This window comes from Cyanobium sp. ULC065, from assembly GCF_977927515.1.
Map to the genome: position 1 here is coordinate 2,120,631 of NZ_OZ376393.1, position 20,272 is coordinate 2,140,902.

Below are 20,272 nucleotides of genomic sequence, written 5' to 3' on the forward strand. Positions count from 1 at the left end.
CAGCGCCGAAGCATGGTCAAAACAGAGGTGGGCGTTGGAAGCGATGCAAGCGACAGGCGCCAGCCAACCCTGCCTGGGAGCCCGGCTGGCCCGGGCGGGGATGGTGGCAGTGTTGATCGCGATGGCAGGCACCGCTCTGCTTGCTCCGGCCCTGGCACAGGTGCAGCGGGTGCCCCTGCGCTGCCGGCTGGCCGATGGCCCCTGGCTTCCCTGCGTGATGACGGTGGAAGCGGTGGGTGAGCGCTGGAGGTTGCGCTTCGACAACACACAGCTGAGCTTCCGCCACGACGGCAAGGGTGTGGTGGAGATGCAGCGACCAGCCGGCAGCTGGGAGACGGTGAAGGCCCGCTGGAGCGAGGATCAGGCCCTCTGCTGGGACGGCATCTGCGCCCAGGGGGACATCCCCCTGGACTGAACCGACCATCGGATTTGGTCGGCTGGAAGATTTGGTCGGGTGGAAGTGGATGGCACACCTGGGAAGGCTGTGAATGGATCACAGACAAGCCGCCATCGAATGGATCGCAGGCAGGCCGCCTGAGCTTGGCTGCGAGCCTGCTCAGACGCGGCTGGCGCTGACCTGCCTGCGTCGGGTGCCTTCGATCGCCTGCAGCAGCAAGCTGCGCTCGACACGCAGCCCGAGCGCCACCAGCTCAAGCCGACCCTCGTGGGGGCTGGCAGGGGAGCCAATCTCCCTGGGTGCGGGGGCTATCGGGCCTGCGGTGGCTGCCCTCTGTGCGTCGTGGTCCTCGTACCAGCAATCGAGCCGCGGACCAACCGCCTGGATCTGAAGAGGCCGTCGTTTGCCGGGCTGAATCAGCCAGCCCTTGAGGCGCAGCAGGGCCTGGTGCTGGATCTGCTCCAGGAGCGTGGCTTCAAGGGCCTCACGATCGAAGGAGCCAGCGAGCTGAATCGCCACCGATTGCATGGGCACGTGGGTGTGGTCGTGATGCTCGTGGTCGTGATGACCGTGATCGTGATGGTGGTCGTGATCGTGATCGTGGGAGGCCTCGCCATGGGGGCCAGGAGCCGGCGCGACGGCTGGGCGATCCAGGCCCAGCAGCAGCTCGGGCGGCACCTGACCGCGCTGCATTGGCAACACCTGGGCGCCGGGGCGGCAGGAGGCCTGAAGGCGCCCGCGCACCCGGTCCAGCTCTGCAGGCGTGAGGCGGTCGCCGCGGCTCACCAGCACCAGATCAGCCGCTCGCAACTGGTCGTCGAACAGCTCCTCCAGGTCGGAGAGATGATCAAGGCTGGGGTCGGCAGCCCGCTGCCGCTCAAGCGCGGCGGGGTCGGCCACCACACTGCCGCCGGCCAGCGCTTCACCATCCACCACCGTCACCACGCCGTTGACGCGGGTGCGGGTGCGGATGTCGGGCCACTGGAAGGCCTGCACCAGGGGCTCGGGCAGCGCCAGGCCGCTGGTTTCCACCACGATGCCGTCAAGACGATCTGCGGACGCCAGCAGCTTCTGCATCGTCGGCAGAAAATCGTCCTGGACGGTGCAGCAGAGGCAGCCGTTGGCGAGCTCCACCAGCCGGCCATCAAGCTCCTCCTCCGGGCAGAAGCCGCAGCTGCGCAGCAGGTCACCGTCGATGCCCACTTCGCCGAATTCATTCACCAGGACCGCCAGGCGCAGGCCGCTGGTGGTGAGCAGATGGCGCAGCAAGGTGGTTTTGCCCGCGCCGAGGAAGCCCGTCACCACGGTGACGGGGAGACGCCGTTGCATGGAGGGTGTCATCTCAGGGCACCAACGCGGACCAGGCGAACGTGGAGCCCACGCCGATCAGCACGCCGGCCGCCAGCATCAACCGCGCCGGAGCGAGGCCCGCGCGCCAGCGCTGCACCAACGTGAGCGCCAGCCACAGCAGGGCGCCCTGGCTGATCAGCAGGCCCAGCAGATACCAAACCACGGAGGCGGGCTGCCAGCCGCTCACGGCATCACTGAGCACATAGCCGTGCAGGGCGAAAGCGGGTAGCAGGGTCCAGACAGGCAACCGTTGGATCACTACCAGCCCCACCACCACCAGCGACAGCGCCACCAGCGCTTCGGCGCCAGGCAGGGCGGGCAGCATCAGGCCAAGGCCGGTGGCCGTAAGCCCCACGGCAAGCAGAGCGAGCACCCATCGCAGGCGCTGCACCAGGCCCACCAGGCCGAGCGCCAGCAGGAACAGCAGGTGATCCGGACCCAGCAGCGGATGGCCGATGCCACTGAGCAGGCCCGCCAGCGGGCCCTCCTTCAGGGCGAAGGTTTCCATCAGGTGGTGGGCAGCTGCGGGGGTGGCCAGCAGTGGCACGAGCAGCAGCGGCACGACCAGGAGTGGCGCGAGCTGCAGGGCGCCAGAATACAGATGAGGGCTGGCTGGCTGGGCCGCACGACGGCCTGGGCCAGCAGCCCGGGGTTGAAGAAACATGGCTCGACCGGTCCTCGCCGGAACTGGATGGGTTGAAACGCCGGCGGGTGTTCTGACTGGCCCTGCCACGAGGACTCGCGGAACAGGCTTCACAGTTGCGGGACAGCGCCGGAATTGCACCGGACTTTCCCCCTTGCCTCCAAGGGATGGATCCCCTGGAACCGGCGAGCCAATCTACCGGCAGCCGAGGCTTTCAACCGTTCTGACGCCGGTGCGGGGATTGACGCCTGCGGCCCTGGCGCAGAGGGCTTTCTGCTGGGTCAGATCGAGCACGGCGTCGCTGAAATCGGCCCCCTCGATCGTGGCCCCGGTGAAGCGGCTCTGCATGAGCATGGCGTTGCGGAGCACCGCACCGCTGAGGTCGGCGTTGTCGAAGCGGGTGGCGAAGGCCACGGCGTCTTCGAGGTCGGCGCCGCTGAGATTGCTGCCCTGCAGATCGCTGGAATTGAACACGGCACCGCGCAGGTTGGTGTCACTGAGGTCGAAGCCCTGCATCGACGCCTTCAGAAACTCCTGCTGCTGCAGGTTGCGGCCATGCATATCGGGCTGCAGATCCTTCAGCGCCCGCTGGCCGCGCAGCTCCGGTGCAGTGATCGCCAAGGCCGGCGCCAGGGGGCCCACCAGACCCAGCCAGGCGACCGTGACCACCAGCAGGGCAAGCAGGGAGCTGAGCCAACCGGGGCGAGTGAAGGGGGGCAAGAACACACGTACCGTGGGCCCTCAAGTTATGGCAGCCACGGCCGCGACGCGATCGACATGAGCATGTCCCTGCGGGTGGTGGTGCCGCCCCATCCCCTGATCGGTCACTGGTTGACCCTGCTGCGTGACCAGGACACGCCCCCCTCTCTGTTCGGCACCGCCATGGCCGAGCTGGGCCGCTGGCTCACCTATGAAGCCTTGCGCGACTGGCTGCCCCATCAGCGGGTGACGGTGCAGACACCGCTGGCCAGCACCGAAGGCAGCGTGGTGGACGGCAGCGTGCCCCTGCTGGCGGTGCCGATCCTGCGGGCGGGCCTGGGGCTGTGGCAGGGGGCCCAGGCCGTGCTGCCCACGGCCCGGGTGGCCCACGTGGGCCTGCGACGCAATGAAGCTGATGCCAGAGCCTCCTGGTACTACGACGCGCTGCCCGAAACAATCGGCCCCCAGGTGGGGGTGCTGGTGTTCGATCCGATGGTGGCCACCGCCGGCAGCCTGGTGCAGGTGCTGGAACGGCTCGAGAGCAAAGGGGTGAGCGGTGACCGGCTGCGGGTGATCACGGCCCTGGCGGCCCGGCCCGGGCTCAACACCCTGGGGCAGCGCTTCCCCCACCTCACCCTCTACACCGCCTGCATCGACGCTGACCTGGATGCCGACTTCCGCATCGTTCCCGGCCTCGGCGATGCCGGTGATCGTTTGTTCGGCACCCCCTCGGCGGCCATTCCCTGATGCCTGCAGCAGGCGCGGCTCCAGCCCTCCTCTGTCGTGCTCGGCCAGATCGTGGCGCCCAGGCCCAGACCTAGGCTCACGGGCCATTGCTCCCCTGGCATGGGACTGGCTGTCGCCGCTTCACCGCCCCCGGCCCGTGCCCTCGGGCAGGAAGGTTCGCGTTCGTTGAGCGGCACCGTGCAGGTGCCGGGCGATAAGTCGATCTCCCACCGCGCGCTGCTGTTCGGGGCAATCGCCACCGGCGAAACCCGCATCGATGGCCTGCTGCCTGCGGAGGATCCGCTCAGCACCGCCGCCTGCCTGCGCGCCATGGGGGTGACCATCAGCCCGATTGCGGCAGGGCAGCCGGTGATCGTGCAGGGGGTGGGCCTCGAAGGCCTGCGGGAACCCGACGACGTGCTGGATTGCGGCAATTCCGGCACCACCATGCGGCTAATCATGGGGCTGCTGGCGGGACGCAGCGGCTGCCACTTCGTGCTGAACGGCGATGCGTCCCTGCGCCAGCGGCCGATGGGAAGGGTGGCCGAACCGCTGGCCGCCATGGGCGCCCAGATCCGCGGCCGCGCCGGTGGCAAGCTGGCGCCGCTCTCGATCCAGGGAAGCGCGCTGCATGGGGCCGTGCTGGGCACCCCGATCGCCTCGGCCCAGGTGAAGTCGGCGATCCTGCTGGCGGGTCTCACCGCCACCGGTCCCACCAGCGTGATCGAACCGGCCCGCTCCCGCGATCACAGCGAGCGGATGCTGCGTGGCTTCGGCGCCGACATCGAGATCGGCGGCGACTCCGGCCGGCATGTGCGGCTGACGCCGGGCCGGGAGCTGGTGGGGCAGCCGGTGGAAGTGCCGGGCGACATCAGCTCGGCGGCCTTCTGGCTGGTGGCCGGGGCGATCACCCCAGGCGCCGACCTGACCGTGCGCAACGTGGGCCTCAACCCCACCCGCACCGGGGTGCTGGAGGTGCTCGAAGCCATGGGCGCCCGCATCGAGCGGCTGGAGCAGCGCCTGGTGGCGGGCGAGCCGGTGGGGGATCTGCGGGTGCGCTATGGGCCATTGCAGGCCTTTGACATCGGCGGCGAGCTGATTCCGCGCCTGGTGGATGAAATCCCCGTGCTGGTGGTGGCCGCCTGCCGGGCCGAGGGCACCAGCCGGATCCGCGAAGCGGCTGAGCTGCGCGTCAAGGAAACCGATCGGCTCGCCGTGATGTGCCGCCAGCTGGGCGCGATGGGGGCACGGCTGGTGGAGCACCCCGACGGGCTCGACATCACCGGAGGGGTGGAGCTGCACGGCGCGGAGGTGGACAGCGAAACCGACCACCGGGTGGCGATGAGCCTGGCGGTGGCGGCCCAGGTGGCCTTCGGTCCCACGCGGCTGCACCGCAGCGAAGCAGCGGCGGTGTCGTACCCCGGCTTCTGGGACGACCTGGCACGTCTGCAGGCCTGAAGCCCACCGGCGAAAGGGCAGCGGGGCGCCGGATAGATTCCCGCCAATTGCCGCCCCCCGCATGCTTGCCGTTGCCGTTCTGGCCGCCGGGAAGGGAACCCGCATGCGCAGCGACCTGCCCAAGGTGCTGCAGCCGCTGGCCGGTGCCACGCTGGTGGAGCGGGTGCTCCGCTGCTGCGACAGCCTCGAACCCGATCGGCGCCTGCTGATCGTGGGGCACCAGGCCGAGCGGGTGGAGGCGTCGCTGGCGGCCCACCACGGGCTGGAGTTCGTGCTGCAACAGCCGCAGAACGGCACCGGCCATGCCGTGCAGCAGCTGCTGGAGCCGCTGCAGGGGTTCACGGGTGATCTGCTGGTGCTCAATGGAGATGTGCCGCTGCTGCGTCCGCAAACGCTGCGCGAGCTGCTCGACAGCCACCGGCGCGGTGGCGCCGCCGTGACCCTGCTGACAGCCCGGCTGGAGGATCCGAGCGGCTACGGCCGGGTGTTCGCGGACGAGGATGCACAGGTGAGCGCGATCGTGGAACACCGCGACTGCAATGCCGCCCAGCGGGACAACCCGCTCGTGAACGCCGGCATCTACTGCTTCGACTGGAGCCGCCTGGCGGCGGTGCTGCCCAAGCTCTCCGGCGACAACGACCAGGGCGAGCTCTACCTGACCGACACCGTGGCCCTGCTCGGCTCCGCCCAGCACCTGGAGGTGGAGGACAGCGCCGAGACCAACGGCATCAACGACCGCCTGCAGCTGGCCCAGTGCGAGCAGGTGCTGCAGGAGCGGCTGCGGCGGCACTGGATGGTGGAGGGTGTCACCTTCATCGATCCGGCCAGCTGCACGCTCAGCGACGCCACCCGCTTCGGGCGCGACGTGGTGGTGGAGCCGCAGACCCACCTGCGCGGCGCCTGCCGGATCGGCGATGGCTGCCGGATCGGGCCAGGCTCCCTGCTGGAGAACGCCACACTCGGCAACGGAGTGGAGGTGCTGCTTTCGGTGGTACGCGAGGCCAGCGTCGCTGATGGCTGCGCCATCGGGCCCTACGCCCAGCTGCGGCCCGGTACCGAGTTGGCGGCGGGCTGCCGGGTGGGGAACTTCGTGGAGATCAAGCAGAGCAGGCTGGGCGCCGGCTGCAAGGTGAACCACCTCAGCTACATCGGCGATGCGGAGCTGGGCGAGAACGTGAATGTGGGAGCCGGCACGATCACCGCCAACTACGACGGCGTGCGCAAGCACCGCACCGTGATCGGCGCCGGCAGCAAAACCGGTGCCAATTCCGTGTTGGTGGCCCCGATCCGCCTGGGTGAGGGCGTCACCGTGGGGGCCGGCTCCACCCTTACCCGCGATGTTCCCGCCGGCTCCCTGGCTCTGGGCCGGGCCCGCCAGCTGGTGCGCGAGAACTGGCCGGGGCCTCAGGCCGGCGCCACGCCGGCGGCGCCGGCCAGCTGAGCCGCCAGCAGCGGGATCGCCCGTTCCAGGGCCACGCCGCGGCTGGCCTTGAGCAGCAGTTGATCGCCCGGTTGCAGCCACTCCAGCAGCGCCTGGGCCGCCTCAGCCGGGCTCTGCACGCGGGCCAGCCGCGGCAGGCCGCTGGCCGCCTCCTGCATGGCCGCGCCCGTGGCACCACCATCCACGATCACCAGCCCATCCAGCTGCAGGTCCGCGGCACGGCGTGCCACGGCGCGGTGCAGCGCCTCGCTCTGCTCGCCCAGCTCCAGCATCGTGCCGAGAGCAGCAAAGCGGCGTCCCGGCTGGGCCGCCAGCAGATCGAGGGCCGCCAGCACCGCTTCGGGGGAGGCGTTGTAGGTCTCGTCGAGCACCTGCACAGCGCCGAGCTGCAGACGGCGGCTGCGGCCACCGGGCACCTCCACCTGGAGGGCCTGCAGCTGATCGGCCCGCACGCCGAGCTCCAGGGCCACCGCCAGGGCAAGCAGCAGGTTGCGGGCATTGTGGAGCCCGGGCAGAGGCAGCGGCACCCGAAACTCCGTTGGAGAAGGGTGAGTGGAAGCCTCGCCAGTGGAAGCTCCCTCAGCTGAAGCAACAGGAGCAGGAGCGGCAGCGCCTACAGGAGCAGCAGCGCCTTCAGCAACTCCGGGGCCGGCAAGCAGCTGCAGCCAGGCGCCGCTGGCCGCGCCCGGATCCCCCTCGATCTGGCCGAGCAGGTCGGGTGCGGGCACCGGCAGGCCCACGGCGGCGTCATCGCCTGTGAGCGCCACGCGGCGCACCCGCCCGCTCCACACGGCGCCCAGCGCCTGCTCGAGCAGGGGGTCGCCGGCGGGAATCACCACCAGACCGGCCGGGCTGAGCGCGGCTGTGATCTCACACTTGGCCTGGGCAATGGCTTCACGGCTGCCGAGCCGGCCGATGTGGGCCGTGCCGATGTTGGTGATCACCACCACATCGGGCAGCGCACAGCGGGAGAGCCGCTCGATCTCCCCCAGACCGCGCATGCCCATTTCCACCACCACGGCCGCCTCACTGGGGCTGGCCTTGAGCAGGGTGAGCGGCACGCCCACATCGTTGTTCTCATTGCCGCTGGTGGCCAGCACCGGCCCCAGCGGCGCCAGCACGGCGCGCACCAGTTCGCGGGTGGTGGTCTTGCCGGCGGAACCCGTCACGGCAATCACCGGTGCCGCCAGCGTCTGGCGCCAGGCCCGTGCCAGCTGCTGGTAGGCCAGCTGGGTGTCGTCCACGAGCCAGGCGGGCAGGGAGGCGGGGCGCTCCGCGGCACGCGCGCGCGCGATCAGTGCCGCCAGGGCGCCGCCTTCGGCCGCCTGGGAGAGGAACCGGTGGCCATCGTGCTGTTCACCCGTGAGCGGCACAAACAGATCACCCGGCTGCAGACGCCGGCTATCGGTGCAGACGCGGGGCAGCGGCACAGCGGGATCGAGGGCCGGACCGATGGGGTCGCCCCAGAGCGCCACGAGTTGCTCCAGCCGCATCCGCTCAGCCCCCAGCCTGGTGATCGAGAAGGATCATGCCCCCTCCCACCCAGGCAGGCCGGCCCAGCAGCAGCCCGTCGCCATCGCTGAGCTCCAGGTTGTCGTAGCCAAGGGCGCGGGCCCGCTCCAGCCAGAGGTTCGCCTGCTGCTGGCGCTCCTGAGCGTTGAGCCGATCGAGCCTGGCGTCCAGCTCCAGTTCCAGGGTGCCGCTGGCGGGATGGGGGCGGGCGGCGCGGATCAGCTGCTGCGGGTCCAGGTCGGCCAACAGCTCCAGCACCGGTTCGATCGCCGGCGGGGAGGGTTCGCTCAGGGCTGAATCAGGCGGGGCGGCCCCAGGCGGCGCAGATGACGGCGCAGGTGACGGCGCAGAAGGCGAGCGCGACGGCGGCGGCGCTGTCGACGGCGAAGGGGTGCCGGCTAGGCGTGCTGTCGTGGAGGGTGTGGCTGGTGAAGGAGTGGCAGGGGATCGCGCTCCCCGCCGCTCCCCTGCCGGCTCAGAGGCGACGGTCCGGGAGCTCGGGGAGTCCGTTGAGCCAGCGGCCGGGGAATGGGGGAGGCCGGGAGCCTGGCCGGGATTGCCGGCGGAGGCGATGGGCGGCTGCAAAGGGGCCGCTACGGGGGCAGCAGGGGGAACCGCACGGGGCCCCAGCGCCCTAAGCCCCACCACAACGCCCGTCAGCCCCAGCAGTGCCAGCAGGAGCAACAGCGGCCAGAACAGCGGCGCCAGCGCGCGTGGCCAGAAGCCAGGCACGATCAGATCGGCCTGGCGGTTGCGACGCCACAGTTCCTGCGCCTTCAGGCGCAGGCTGGCGAGCACGGCGCTCAGATCACGGCCGAGGGCACTCCAGGGGCTGGTGTAGAGCGCCGGGAGCTGGGAGCGGCCGGGGTCCGGGTCCGTCATGGGCCAGGTTCAGAAGCAGACGGTGGGATCAGGGCGGATCCGCACGGATCAAGGCAGCTCTACCCGCTCAGCTGTTGCCGCGCCGCAGCAGGGCCGAGAACGGGTTGCGCGACACCGCCGGGATGGGCCGGGGCGCGACCGGAGGACGCTCCGTGAGGGCCGCGCCGTCGGCGAGAGCCGGGTCAGCCTCCTGACCCAACGAGAATTGCTCGACAGCCTCGCGGTTCGGCGAGGGCTCCTTGACGCCCTTCACTTCGCGGTACATCGCGTCGTATTCCAGGGCGGAGCGGGTCCAGCTGTGATCGGCGCGCATGGCTCGCTGCTGCAGTTCCTGCCAGCTGGCGGTGTGCCGATAGGCCTCCCACGAGCGCACGATCGCCGTGTAGAAATCGATCGCTTCATAGCGATCGAAGCAGAAGCCGGTGCCGGTGTGAGTGGCTGGCACGTGGGCCGGCACTGTGTCCACCAGGCCGCCCACCTTGCGCACCACCGGAATGCAGCCATAGCGCATCGCCAGCAGCTGGCTGATGCCGCACGGCTCGAAGCGGCTGGGCATCAGGAAGGCATCGGCGCCGGCATAGATCAGGCGGGAGAGGGCGTCGTCGTAGGTGAGAAACACTGCGAACCGGCCGGGATGGGCGAGGGCCATCTGCCAGAGCCCCGCCTCGTAGTTGCGATCACCGGTACCCAGCACCACGATCTGGCTGTCGGTGTAAGCGAGCACGCGATCGGCCACCTGCAGCAGCAGGTCCACCCCCTTCTGATCCACCAGGCGGCTCACCATGCCCATCACGTAGGTGTCAGGGTCCACCCGCAGGCCCATGCGTTCCTGCAGCATCCGCTTGTTGGTCGCCCGCGGTGCCAGGTCGTCGGCGCTGAAGGTGGCAGGCAGGGTCTTGTCGGTGGCGGGATTCCAGTCGGCGATATCAATGCCGTTGAGGATGCCGCGCAGCTTGCCGCTGATGTAGTTGAGCAGGCCATCGAGGCGCTCGCCATATTCGGGCGTGCGGATCTCCATCGCGTAGGTGGGAGACACCGCATTCACCCGATCGGCGTAGAGCAGGGCCGCCGCCATCGTGTGATCCCCCTGCATGTACCAGGGGCACCAGGTCATGCGGTCGAGTTTCCAGCGCCAGGGGCCCTGATAGCGCAGGTTGTGAATGGTGAAGACCGTGCTGATCTCCGGGTCCTGATGCATCCACACCGGAATCATGCCGGTGTGCCAGTCGTGGCAGTGCAGCACATCCGGCTTCCAGTGGTTCCAGGCGAACTCGGAGATGGCGTTGGCAAAGAAGGTGAAGCGCCAGTCCTCGTCGTCACCGCCGTAGATGCGCTCCGGGTCGAACACCGGATGCCCCACCAGATACAGCGGCAGGCCATTGGTGGGATGGGTGGTGGCATAGATCGCAAACTCCGTGCCCATCGCCCAGCCCCGCCAGATCGGCTCACTGGGAATCGACAGCTGGCTCCAGAGCCGGCCGTAACCAGGAAGAATCAGACGCACGTCGTGGCCGAGTGCGGCAAGGGCCGGGGGAAGCGATCCCACCACATCCCCCATGCCGCCCACCTTCACCATCGGAGCACATTCGGCGGCGGCGAACAGCACACGCATCAGAAGATCCGGTCGGCAGGGCCGAACTCTACGGGGGCTGCCTGACGGGTCTGGCTGATCGGGCTGCCTGAAGCGCCTGCCTGTGTGACCCCGAGGGCATCGGGCTCAGGGCAGCACCGTGACCGAGGTGCCCACCTCCACCAGCTCGAACAGCTCCTGCACGCTTTCGTCGTGAAGGCGCACGCAGCCGTGGGACACCGCCCGGCCCACGGTCCAACGGTGCGGGGTGCCGTGGAAGCCGGTCATCAGACAACCCTGCAGATCCAGCACCTGATCACCGCTGAAGCCGCGGCGGCCCGCACAATCCTTCTGGAAGCCGATCCAGCGGCTGCCGAGCGGGTTAGCGGGCCCCGGGCCGATGCGAGTGCCTTTGGCCGGGTGCTCCCACACCGGATTCTTGTGCATGTTCAACACCTCGAAGCGACCCAGCGGGGTTTCCCAGCCCGGCATGCCCACCGCCACGGGATAGGTGCGGATCAGCTCGCCCGCCTCCAGCACCAGCAGGCGCCGCTGGCGGCGTTGCAGCACCAGATGGCGATCGGGCCGCTGCACCAGTGCCACGGGCACCCCCGTCAGCTGGCTTTGGCTGGAGGAGGCCCTGCTCGACGCACCCGGGGCTGCGAGAGCCGCCGGAGTCGGCAACGAGATGGCCGGCAACAGCAAGGCGGCGGCCAGCAGCAACCCGGCGGCGGGCCGCCAGCGCGACTGGGGCAGGGAGGCGGAGCGGCGGTCCGGATCCACGGTCGGAAGGGCGGACGGCGTGGGCAGGCTCTGCAGGCTAGCCAGCGCAAGGGCCCAAGGGCCTTCCAGGAGTGATGGCCACGCAGAAGGTCAAGCTACGTTGACGCTGGCGATCCGAACGGTGAGGACGGTTGCATCGCATCGCTTCCCTGACGTCTGCCGCTCTGTTCATGGGTCTGGAGATCACGGCTGCATCGCTCGGCTCCCCTGAGCACCACCCCGGAGTTCTCTACAGCTACAAGGACAACACAGTGCCGGCCACCTGCTCGCGGAGCTTCTGGTTGCTGCACAAGAGTAAGAAAGTCTGGTTCAGGTTGGATGACAAGCTCAGGGAGCTCCCCCTGGAGACCGCCTTTTACTACCGAGGCCGGAGAATTCTCTACAGCGGTGATCTGGTGAGTCTTCCGAAGGAGAGCCGGAGGTCACTGGAAGCCACCAGCATCATCTGGGGCCAGCACCTGGCCAATGGTTGGGGGCGGGGACCGGAGGGAACCAATTACTACCTTCACCTCTGGACGCGGTGGTCGATCTTTCAACCTGCCCGATGCCATCCCGAGTCCTTCAGCATGACCCACCGGCCCCTGCATCCGCCGTCAGGGGGTGGCTCAGGCACAGGACATTGATGCCGTCGTCCTCCCTGCAGTAGCTGATCGTCCAGCCATACTCCTTCTGAAGCTTCAGAAACATCACCAGCCCCCAATGGGCCTCCCTGGCCAGGGGGTCCGAACCACTGGCGGCGATCTCGGCTTCCACCCTGACCAGTGCCGACGCCAGATCAAAGGCGTCGCCGTGGTCGACAATCTGAAGGCGCACCAGGCGGCTGCTCCGCTGCAGCGCGAGCTGCACCTGTGGTGGCGACACCAGGTGGGCATGGGCATGGCGCACGGCGTTGGTGAACCCTTCCACAAGAGCCAGCTGGGCCTGCATCCAGACATCGGCCGGCACGTCGGGGTGGCCCAGTCCCTCGAACCAGCTGAGGACAAGCTCAAGCTGATTGAGATCACTGCTGACCGCAAGCTGCCCATCCGGCACGAAATCGGCCGCCATGGGCAGACTCATGCTGCCCCCGAATCCTTGCTGAGCAGCACAAGGAATGTTCTGGCGATCAGTCGGAGGTCGTAGCCAAGACTCCAGTTCTGCTGGTAACGGAGGTCGAGCTTGATCACATCTTCGAAATCACGGATGGAAGAGCGGCCGCTCACCTGCCATTCGCCACTCAGCCCGGGGCGCACATCAAACCGCTGCCAGCTGGGAATGGCGTAGCGACGCACCTCATCCGGGGTGGCTGGCCGTGTGCCGATCAGGCTCATGTCGCCGATCAGCACATTCCAGAACTGGGGCAGTTCATCGAGGCTGGTCTTGCGCAGGATGCGGCCCACTTTGGTGATCCTGGGATCATTGTCGTTCTTGAAGAAGGCGCCCTGGGCCTGGTTCGCCACACTGCCTTTGAGGGTCTCGGCATTGCTCACCATCGAGCGGAATTTCCAGATGCGGAAATGGCGCCCCATCCAGCCGCAGCGCACCTGACTGAACAGAATGGGCCCCGGGCTGTCCAGGCGGATAGCCACGGCCAGGGGCAGGAACAGCAGCGCCGTGACCCCCAGTCCGAGGAGCGCGCCACAGATGTCCATGAACCGCTTGATGCCGGAGCGCACCGAAGGGTGGGTGAGGGGGGGGCGCAGGTCCTCGACGTGGGAGAGCTGGGGGAGCAGGCCCTCGGAATGGGCCGCCACCGGCAACACCTTCTCCAGTCCCGTCAGCTGCAGGGCCAGGAACACCTGCCGGTGCAGGCTCCAGGCACAGAGGGGAACGGCCCGCTCCTGGACGGCCTTGATGGCGCCGACCAGGGCACCGATGCCGCTGCTGTCGATGCTGGCCGTCCTGCCGAAATCCAGGATCACTTCGCGCAGGTCCTCCACCTCCTCAAGCCAGCCGCAGAAACCGGCGCGGAAAGCCACGGCCTCAGTGACGGTCAGCCGAGTGGGCAGCTGGAGAATCAGCACCCCGTTCTGAACGGTTCTGACCACAGTCGCGTTGGGGGAAGGGTGAGCCGTCATGCCGGAGAAAAGTGGCTCTGCAGACTGCGACACAGGGACTGGGCGGAGCTATCGGTCACGTCGCTGATTGAGGTCTTGAAAGGCGCCAGAAGAAAGCGAACCAGATCGCCCGGGCTCCAGGCGATCGGCACCCCCATTTTCGTCAGCGCCAGGGCGAGTTCCACCTGATGATCATCCACATGCTCCTGGTAACGCACACTGCGGGGAACAAGAATGAAGGGCTGCTGCATCTCATCGAGCAACAGCACCGTGCCCTCTCCGCAGTGGGCAATCACCACCCGGGCCCTCTGCACGAGGGCCCCAAACGACTCCTCCTTCAACAGCCGATACACGGTGGTGCCACTGGGGAGAAACGTACAGGTGCCGTATTGAACGACGATCTCTTCATCGATGAGCTCGTGTTGGATCAGCAGCTCCACCCACTGCATCAGCCGATTGAAGGGGAACTGCTCTGTTCCGACACTGACGAGAATCATGATCCGAGCTTGCCCTGGACAAGTTCGGCCCGGGGATAGCGACGCTGCAGCTGGGGCCAGTGCACATAGAGGATGTCCAGGAAGGGTCGCACCAGCCGCGCCGACAGGCTGAGCGTCTCAATGCGGGTCACGGACTCGATGAACACGGTCTTGCATCGAAACAGCTTACCGAGAAGAAGAAAGGGCACAGCCACACCGGCGCCGGTGGAAAGAATCACGTCTGGCTGCTCTCTGCGGATCACCTGCAACGCCAGCCCCAGGTTGCGCAGCAGATTCGGCAGGTTGCGATTCGTGGGGCTGTGGGCCCAGAGCACCTGTTCATCGGCCAGGGCCGTTTCCGTCGTGGGCGTTCGAAACGTGACCCAGAGATGGGGATGGCGCCCCCAGAAATCGGCCAGCTGCTGCAGCGCCTTGAAATGCCCCCCTGAAGAGCAGACCAGCAGGATCTTCATCGGCTCAGTTCCCCACGCATGCGCCGCTGCTGACTGGCCCCCGTGGAGCGCAGCATCAGACCCTCCAGCCAGCGATAGGGAGCCTCCGGCAACAGCCGCAGCAGGTAGGCGGCCAGCAGCGTGATCAAGGTACGTCGCGGTTCCTCGAGCAGCACCCTCCAGTCGGTGGCGAGGGATTGGTGCAGCAGACGCACGGCCAGGGCGCCGTCCCGCTGGCGGGTGGCCCGGCGGGCCAGATAGCGCAGCTGATAGGCGCGGGCCCTGGAGCCCCATTGGGCGACGAAATCGGGGTGGGTGGCTTTGGTCTTGAGCAGAACCCGCTCCCAGGAGGCGTACTGCTTCATCAGATTGGCCGAGAGTCCGCCGTCGCTGATGCGGTAGAGCGTCAGTGCCTCGGGGATTCCCTCGATCCGCCATTGGGTCTGCAGCGCAATCCGCAGCCAGCACTCAATGTCTTCGGACTGTCGAAAGGTGTCGTCAAAGTAGAAGTCTTCCACTTCGCCATAGAGATTCGCCTCAAAGCGAATGGCGTCAAAGACGTCTCGGCGGATGACCACAGCTGAGCCATTGCCGATCGGATTGCGGCAGAAGACGATCTCCGGCGTGATGTCCTGCAGCCTCGGCATCTGGTAGATCCCGATCGGCCTGGAGCTCTCATCGATGAATCCGGAGCGGGAAAAGCTGACACCCACCTCCGGCCGCGCTTGCAGATGGACCACATGCCGCTCCACCTTGGTGGGAAGCCACAGATCGTCGCTGTCCAGAAATCCGAGGAACTCCCCTTTGGCCTGCCGGATGCCCGTGTTCCGCGCCCCGGCCAGACCCCGGTTCTGCTGATGCACCACCCGAACGCGCCCGTCCCCATACCGCTGGCAGATCGCCACCCCGTCATCGGTGGAGCCATCGTTCACCACCAGGATCTCCAGGTTGGGGTAGGTCTGGCTCAGAACGGATTCCAGGCTTTCCCTCACCGTGGCGGCGGAGTTGTAGAGCGGCATCACCACTGAGACCAGAGGGGATTGGCTCATGTCAGTGCGCTCACAAGCAGAGGGGCATTAGCGAGGGTCATCATGGCCGTGCCTCGTCGTGGCGGCCACCCAGGCGGCGGAAGGGGGCCAGCAGCTGTCGGGCGAAGACGGCCAAGGCCGTGAGCACGGTACGGCGCGGCTCCCGCAGCAGGATCCGCCAATCCGAGCGCAAGGAGCGCAGCATGAAATCGGTGCCGATGGCGGGGGCTCCTCCGAGGCGCAGGGAGCGTCGGGCCAGGTAGCGCAGGTGGATGGCCTGGGCCGTGGCGAAGTGGTTCGCCACCAGCTCAGGCGCATAGCGACGGGCTTCCTGGATCAGCCGCAGCCAGCCTTGCTCCATGCGCTGCAGGCTTGAGGAGAGTCCCCCGGCCGAGGTGCGGTAGCCGGTGAGCACCTGGGGCAATCCGGCGATCTGCCAGCGGCCATCGCAGGCCACCCGCAGCAGCCATTCCAGATCTTCCGAATAACTCATGTCGGCGACGAATCCGCCCACTGCGTCGAACACCTGCCGCCGCAGCACCCAGTTCGACGTGGTGTTGGTGGGGTTCTCACAGAGAAAATCCACAGGCCGATGTGATTCCCGGGGCAGGGCCGCCAGCAGGCCGGTGGGTGTTCCCCCAGGGGACAGGAACGCGATACGGGCGAAACTCACGCCGACATGAGGATGGTTGGCTTGGTACTCCACATGCAGGCGCAGTTTGTCGACATGCCAGAGGTCATCGGCATCGAGAAAGGCGATCAGGGGCGCACGGCTGAGGGCCACCCCGCGATTGCGGGCGATCGAGACCCCCGCGTTGGGCTGGCTTACCAGGTGCACCCGGGGATCGTCCCCGAACAGGCGCGACACGATGGCGAGGCTGTCGTCGGTGGATCCGTCATCAACAGCGATGAGTTCCCAGTTGCTCAGGCTCTGGTTCTGCACGGAGCGCAGGGTTTGCTCGATGTGTGGCGCCGCGTTGTAGATCGGTACCACCACGGAAATGGCCGGCACGTCCAGTTGTTCAGGGTCTGGAACCACCGCAGCGGTCCCGTGGTGATGAAGGTCCACCATCGTGGCGGCTACGACGTATGGCTGGAGCGGTGGCCACCCAGAAGACGACGCAGGACGTCCCTGATCCGTCCCATCAGGGTGATCCGGATCATCCGCAGGCGTTTGGCGTAGTAATCGAACTGGTTGATGATGGGCGGCTGACCCTCCTGGAAGTGGTTCAGCTGGCGCGCAGGCAGCAACTTGGATGTCCAGTCGACGGAGTCGATATGGCGAAACTGTTCGTGGCCGTAGCGGGCCTGAAGCTTCTCCTTGATCTGGTCAGGCGTGCGGTAGGGATAGTGGCGATTGTAGAGACGCTTCGAGCAGGCTTTGGTGAGTCCGTTGGGCCACTGTGGGGCAACCGCTTCGTTCCAGGGCTGATGGGGCTGATTGCGGAAGAAGCGGTACTCTCGCCAATTGGCCGAGTAGTACAGGCGTCGTTCGGTGATGGGACGGTTGGTTTCAAGCTGCTCAGCCGCCCAATTCTTGTAATCGGCATCCGTGTAGTAGAACTGAAGATTCCAGGCCGTCACGAAATCGGCTTTTTCACGGTTTGCCATGGCCAGCACCTCTCTGGGATCCCCTTCGAGGAACTCATCGCCATCGAGCCGTAGCCACCAATCCTGATCAGCCAGTTCGTGGTTGTATTTGTTGTAGACGACCGAGCGCATCCCATCGCGAAATGGGATCAGGAGCTGGTCGTCGATCACAATCGCCGGATAGTGCTGTGCCAGGGCATTCACGGTTTCCCAGGTTCCATCGGTACTGCCGTTGTCGAGAACGAAGATCCGATCACAGAACGTCAGCGCATGAATCAGACAATCCGCAATGACGTCGCCCTCATTCTTGATCAGACAGATGGCGTAGATCTTCACGCGTGAATCGGGCGGGCGGACGGTACGGCTTGGTCCGATGGCACCCATGGCACCACCGACGTGACCCGGGACTGGGGCGGGGCGAGCGAAGCTTGAAAAGTTTTCATCACCCTAACCGCGCGCTGGCAACGGCCTCCTCGGGGGAAAGGGCTGGGGCCTCAGGCATGCGACGGTGCGTCAAAGGCAGGCCGGCTGGGCCACCTGAATCCTTCGAAGCAGCCGTTGCCCCATCATCAGGTAGATCGGCTGAAGCGTGAGATGGGCCGCTGCCACGGACACGGCCACACCCAGGGATCCCCAGGAGGTGCCGATCAGGATGGCGACGGTAAGGGCCACCGTGAAGGCCAGGTTCCAGAGCAGATCCACCTGGGGGAGGCCTACGGCGCGGAACAGCATCGAGGAGGCATTGGCGAAGGGTCGGGACAGGGCCGACAGGCAGATCAGCATCAAGATCGGCACGGCACCCTCCGTCACCCACTTCTGACCAAAAACGATCGGTACATAGAGAGGGGCCAGGCTGCATTGCAACGCCACAACGGGCACGATCACCTTGGTGATGGTGAGCAAGTTCTTGCTGAAGCGCTGCTTGAGTTCGGCAGGTTGCCCTCTGACGTCACAGAAGTCGGAGTAGATGGAGACGGACAGGGCATTGATCACACTCAGGCTCAGACCCAATCCAGCGTTGAAGGCGAAGTAGTACACCCCAAGTGCTTTGACACCGATGAAGCTACCGATCAAAAGATAATCAACATTCTCGCGGAACGTGTTGAGCATCTCCACACCCAGGATGCGACTGCCGAATCCCAGCACGGATTTCCAACGTTTCAGCGTGAACGTCATGACGGGCCGCCAGGGTTCAAACCGCAGCATCATCGCGACCCAGACCGGAGCCACCAGCAGCTTGGGCAGTACGATCGCCCACATGCCCATCCCAAAAAGCGCAAAGATCCCGGTCAGCAGATTGTCGGTGACGACCGCCGTGAGATTGGTCAAGCTGTAGAACTTGAGCCTGTTTTGCCTGCGTACCAAGGCCGTCTGGACCATGGCGAGTGGGTAGATCAGATAGCTGAAACTCACCACAATGATTGGCAGGATCAGTGCGTTGTCGCTATAAACGCGGGCAAAGATAAACGAACCAATGATCTGCACGACAAAGAGGCTAAAGCCGATCAGCCAGTTCAGACTCCATGCCGTCTGGCAAATCTCTTGGACATCCTCCGCATCGGCCTGCACGATCTTGTCCCCGATGCCGTTGCGTGTGAAAACCTTGACAAGCTCGCCGGACGTCAACACGATGGCCGCCAGCCCATAGTCCCTGGGGCTCAGCAGCCTGGCCAACAAAACTGTGGCCACGAGTCGCGAGACGCGAATCCCCACCTCCCCCACCCCCATCCAGCCGATGTTGCGGATGAATCGATCCTTCGGGATGAAACTCTTCAGCTGGCTGAACAGACGCATCAAAGGTCTACCCCACGGTGGAGACTCGAGTGGCAAAGCAGTTGCCGCAAGTTTTGTCCCCACAGGCAGAGCGGTCGAGACCTCGACCACACTGGCCATGCTGTTGCCTTCAGAATGCTCGTCATGGCATCAAGGTGTCTCACGGCTGGCGGATTGGGTGTGAATCACGGTACGGGAAGTATCTCTGGCTGGAGCGGGCCTTTGTTCTCCTGTAGAGCCATTCCCATGATAAGCATTCCAGGCCAAAAGAGGTAGACTAGAATTTCTAGATTCTCGCCGAATGTATACATAAACAAGAGAATGATGATTCCCAGCCCGGCTGAGCCAAGTTGATAGCGGGGACTGGCAGCACGGCGCAATAGATCAAGCGCTGTAACCAACATGGGAACAGCCAGAGCGACGAAGCCAACAATACCCTTCACAAAAAGCACTCCGGCCCAGGTGTGATGGGAGCCAATGGCCATGTACTCAACCAGATGGGGGCCGCCCTCTACAACACCATGCCCCCAAATTGGAGCCTCTGTCTCCCAGCGATGGAAGGCGATGCGCTTTAAGGCAAAGCGAACGCGCGTAGAGCCAGCCCGAGCACCTTTGAAACCTTCCCAGTAGTCGCTGATGGCGGTAAGAATAGACGTAGCAAAGATGCCTCCAAGATAGGAAACAACCCCAAGAGAAATCAGCATGAATGGTTGACGCAGCCTTGATACCACTGCCGTAACGGCTGGAATCAGGATGATGCAGAGCTGGGCAAGACGCGACTTGCAGACGAAGCACATGAGGATCGAGCCAATGATGCCCAGAACCTTCCATTTCCGATCTTTTTCCAGCAGACAGATCATGAAGTTGATATTGCCGACAAACCCAAGAGCAGGCCCCCATGGAGCGAAGAGCCGCCAGCGAAGGTCACCGGTGCTACCGTCAATCTCGTAGAGTGGAACATCAAAGAATTCATTTCCTGGACCACCGACGGCTCTCAATGGCGAGACATAGAGCACTTCTGGCAGGCCCAGATGCGGGGTTAGCAGAAGGAGCGGCATGATGAGGAGCGTATGAAAGCCCACGATGCAAATGGCACGTGTGGGAATGCTGCTCCGAATCGGCAGAGCTCCTGCTAACGGATAGAGCGCTAGGGCGGCCCACCCTTTGGCCCAACCAATCGTGGACTTGATGATAGCTCCAGTCCCGAGGTTGAAGTTCACATGTCCTGCAATCAATGCAACTTCCATGATGATCATGCCGATGATCCAAAGCCAGATCACGGGTGATATGGAAATTTCTTCATTTTCCTCTGGGTGATCCATTCGGGCCAGTATCTTGATCAGTAGGCAACCCAGAAGTAGCCAGCAGAGAACAGACCCCACAACGTAAAGGCCACCGAATAACCAGATAGGATAGGTGCAAATAATCGACCACCAGACCAAACGCTCTGGCCAAT

Annotated in this window: 20 protein-coding genes and 1 riboswitch; of the genes, 4 read left to right on the forward strand and 16 right to left on the reverse strand. The window is 65.8% G+C overall.

Annotated elements, in window-relative coordinates:
- Positions 1-43: 43 nt before the first annotated feature.
- Positions 44-415 carry a hypothetical protein gene (locus ACXMDP_RS10465; RefSeq protein WP_255100871.1) on the forward strand — a complete coding sequence of 124 codons (372 nt, stop codon included), beginning with the start codon at positions 44-46 and terminating at the stop codon, positions 413-415.
- A 141-nt stretch (positions 416-556) separates the two neighbouring features.
- Here the strand turns inward: ACXMDP_RS10465 and cobW are convergent, their stop codons facing one another.
- From cobW to ACXMDP_RS10480, 3 genes are all read right to left on the reverse strand, one after another.
- On the reverse strand, positions 557-1,738 hold the full coding sequence (gene cobW, locus ACXMDP_RS10470; protein WP_457766854.1) for a cobalamin biosynthesis protein CobW: 1,182 nt from the start codon (positions 1,736-1,738) through the stop codon (positions 557-559).
- 1 nt (position 1,739) lies between these two features.
- The gene (locus ACXMDP_RS10475; RefSeq protein ID WP_259730342.1) at positions 1,740-2,309 is read right to left on the reverse strand and encodes a HupE/UreJ family protein; all 570 of its coding nucleotides are present in this window, start codon (positions 2,307-2,309) and stop codon (positions 1,740-1,742) included.
- Between the two features lie 127 nt (positions 2,310-2,436).
- A riboswitch (cobalamin riboswitch) is annotated at positions 2,437-2,592 on the reverse strand.
- Complete coding sequence (locus ACXMDP_RS10480) at positions 2,586-3,116, reverse strand: pentapeptide repeat-containing protein (RefSeq protein ID WP_399233562.1); 531 nt, start codon at positions 3,114-3,116, stop codon at positions 2,586-2,588. (Overlaps the previous riboswitch by 7 nt.)
- 51 nt (positions 3,117-3,167) lie before the next feature.
- Here ACXMDP_RS10480 and upp point away from each other — a divergent pair, with 51 nt between their 5' ends.
- The 3 genes from upp (at position 3,168) to glmU (ending at position 6,714) form a co-directional block, all read left to right on the forward strand.
- The gene (upp, locus tag ACXMDP_RS10485) at positions 3,168-3,836 is read left to right on the forward strand and encodes a uracil phosphoribosyltransferase (protein ID WP_259730341.1); all 669 of its coding nucleotides are present in this window, start codon (positions 3,168-3,170) and stop codon (positions 3,834-3,836) included.
- A 99-nt stretch (positions 3,837-3,935) separates the two neighbouring features.
- A complete protein-coding gene (gene aroA, locus ACXMDP_RS10490) occupies positions 3,936-5,273 on the forward strand; it encodes a 3-phosphoshikimate 1-carboxyvinyltransferase (protein ID WP_259730340.1) in 1,338 nt (445 codons plus the stop codon).
- A 61-nt stretch (positions 5,274-5,334) separates the two neighbouring features.
- Positions 5,335-6,714 carry a bifunctional UDP-N-acetylglucosamine diphosphorylase/glucosamine-1-phosphate N-acetyltransferase GlmU gene (glmU, locus tag ACXMDP_RS10495; RefSeq protein ID WP_259730339.1) on the forward strand — a complete coding sequence of 460 codons (1,380 nt, stop codon included), beginning with the start codon at positions 5,335-5,337 and terminating at the stop codon, positions 6,712-6,714.
- Here glmU and ACXMDP_RS10500 read toward each other — a convergent pair.
- From ACXMDP_RS10500 to ACXMDP_RS10560, 13 genes are all read right to left on the reverse strand, one after another.
- The gene (locus ACXMDP_RS10500; protein WP_259730338.1) at positions 6,678-8,207 is read right to left on the reverse strand and encodes a UDP-N-acetylmuramoyl-tripeptide--D-alanyl-D-alanine ligase; all 1,530 of its coding nucleotides are present in this window, start codon (positions 8,205-8,207) and stop codon (positions 6,678-6,680) included. The genes glmU and ACXMDP_RS10500 overlap by 37 nt on opposite strands.
- Positions 8,208-8,211: 4 nt before the next feature.
- Entirely contained in the window at positions 8,212-9,108 is an 897-nt protein-coding gene (locus tag ACXMDP_RS10505) for a hypothetical protein (protein ID WP_259730337.1), read from the reverse strand.
- Positions 9,109-9,175: 67 nt separating this feature from the next.
- Positions 9,176-10,720, reverse strand: a complete 1,545-nt coding sequence (gene glgA, locus ACXMDP_RS10510) for a glycogen synthase GlgA (protein ID WP_259730336.1) — start codon at positions 10,718-10,720, stop codon at positions 9,176-9,178.
- A gap of 105 nt (positions 10,721-10,825) precedes the next feature.
- The gene (locus ACXMDP_RS10515; protein WP_399233555.1) at positions 10,826-11,461 is read right to left on the reverse strand and encodes a L,D-transpeptidase; all 636 of its coding nucleotides are present in this window, start codon (positions 11,459-11,461) and stop codon (positions 10,826-10,828) included.
- Positions 11,462-12,022: 561 nt separating this feature from the next.
- Entirely contained in the window at positions 12,023-12,520 is a 498-nt protein-coding gene (locus ACXMDP_RS10520) for an ATP-binding protein (protein WP_457766855.1), read from the reverse strand.
- Positions 12,517-13,518, reverse strand: coding sequence for a sugar transferase (locus ACXMDP_RS10525; RefSeq protein WP_259730334.1), 1,002 nt, complete (start codon positions 13,516-13,518; stop codon positions 12,517-12,519). Before ACXMDP_RS10525 ends, ACXMDP_RS10520 begins: the two co-directional genes overlap by 4 nt.
- Positions 13,515-13,994, reverse strand: a complete 480-nt coding sequence (locus ACXMDP_RS10530) for a glycosyltransferase (RefSeq protein WP_259730333.1) — start codon at positions 13,992-13,994, stop codon at positions 13,515-13,517. Before ACXMDP_RS10530 ends, ACXMDP_RS10525 begins: the two co-directional genes overlap by 4 nt.
- Entirely contained in the window at positions 13,991-14,446 is a 456-nt protein-coding gene (gene pssD / locus ACXMDP_RS10535) for a PssD/Cps14F family polysaccharide biosynthesis glycosyltransferase (RefSeq protein ID WP_094512885.1), read from the reverse strand. Before pssD ends, ACXMDP_RS10530 begins: the two co-directional genes overlap by 4 nt.
- A complete protein-coding gene (locus ACXMDP_RS10540; RefSeq protein ID WP_259730332.1) occupies positions 14,443-15,474 on the reverse strand; it encodes a glycosyltransferase family 2 protein in 1,032 nt (343 codons plus the stop codon). The genes pssD and ACXMDP_RS10540 overlap by 4 nt, the downstream gene beginning before the upstream one ends.
- Positions 15,475-15,514: 40 nt before the next feature.
- On the reverse strand, positions 15,515-16,492 hold the full coding sequence (locus tag ACXMDP_RS10545) for a glycosyltransferase family 2 protein (protein WP_457766856.1): 978 nt from the start codon (positions 16,490-16,492) through the stop codon (positions 15,515-15,517).
- Positions 16,493-16,533: 41 nt separating this feature from the next.
- On the reverse strand, positions 16,534-17,427 hold the full coding sequence (locus tag ACXMDP_RS10550) for a glycosyltransferase family 2 protein (RefSeq protein ID WP_259730330.1): 894 nt from the start codon (positions 17,425-17,427) through the stop codon (positions 16,534-16,536).
- Positions 17,428-17,556: 129 nt separating this feature from the next.
- Complete coding sequence (locus ACXMDP_RS10555) at positions 17,557-18,837, reverse strand: lipopolysaccharide biosynthesis protein (protein ID WP_259730329.1); 1,281 nt, start codon at positions 18,835-18,837, stop codon at positions 17,557-17,559.
- Between the two features lie 164 nt (positions 18,838-19,001).
- Positions 19,002-20,138, reverse strand: a complete 1,137-nt coding sequence (locus tag ACXMDP_RS10560; protein ID WP_259730328.1) for an O-antigen ligase domain-containing protein — start codon at positions 20,136-20,138, stop codon at positions 19,002-19,004.
- Positions 20,139-20,272 lie beyond the last annotated feature (134 nt).